At 62.1% G+C, this 804-nt stretch carries 2 protein-coding genes; both read right to left on the bottom strand.

The annotated features are described in order from the left end of the window. On the bottom strand, positions 1-483 hold a 483-nt coding region (locus tag ACIKT0_RS19360), incomplete at its 3' end, for a hypothetical protein (RefSeq protein ID WP_474998516.1). Next, positions 480-804: type IV secretory system conjugative DNA transfer family protein (locus ACIKT0_RS19355; protein WP_407106893.1), on the bottom strand; the 325-nt coding region annotated here is incomplete at its 5' end. The genes ACIKT0_RS19360 and ACIKT0_RS19355, both read right to left, overlap by 4 nt.

The following is an 804-nucleotide window of genomic DNA, read 5'->3' as shown; positions in this document are numbered from 1 at the left end:
GCAGTTGCTCAGCCCCCAAGGTTTGGATGCGATGCGTTCAAGCATGGGCCAGAAGATGTCCCTGTGCCAGCTGGCCGGGTCGGTTACGGGGTCTTTGTGGCCGTAGTTGGCTGCCCGCCAGCTGAGCCAGGCTGCCGTGCGCTCTTCCACAACCGGAGCGTGCCGGTACCAGCAGCCGTAGATGCGGGAGGCGTCCGATACGCCGTACCGGTCGTTGATCCAGTCCACCCACTCGCGCAGCGCCTCCATGAGAGCGACGGACTTCTCACCATCTAGTTCTTTCCAGTTCCAAGGAGCTGGTGTCTTTTTCGGCGGTGATGCCAGGAGGTCTTCGACCGCCTGGCCCATCGCTTCGACGGATCCTTGCAGAACGGTAAGCCGTTCCTCGTGCTCGACCAGAACCTCTTCAATGCCCTCGGCCACCACCGATTCGCCGCCGTCCGCAGGGGAGGGCGGAAAAGGATCGCGAGTTTCTTCGGTCATCGGATTGCTCCTTGCCTGTCGCGGCTTTGTTGCGCGGTGGCCTTGTCTTCCTTAATTTGATTTGCGTCCGCGCGTTCCCACCAGGGCATGAGTTTGACCCTGGCCGGGGCGACGTTGCTGTAGTGCATGAACGCTTCTCCTACCGGCAGCTGCTGAATCTCGTTGCCTCGGATCACGGGCCGTTCTTCCTCGCTGACGGTCCGAGAAGATCCGCCGCGCCCCTGGGAAGTGGAGACGCGTTCTTTGCGGGTAGTCCCCGCGGCCCGGGCGATCTTGTCCAGTTCATCGATTTCTTCCAGGCCGGGCAGGAACAGCCTGATC

Source organism: Hansschlegelia beijingensis (assembly GCF_045505405.1).
In the GTDB taxonomy this organism is placed as follows: domain Bacteria; phylum Pseudomonadota; class Alphaproteobacteria; order Rhizobiales; family Methylopilaceae; genus Methylopila; species Methylopila beijingensis_A.
Note: the sequence above shows the minus strand (reverse complement) of the source record. Positions and strands in the feature narration are given on the sequence as shown.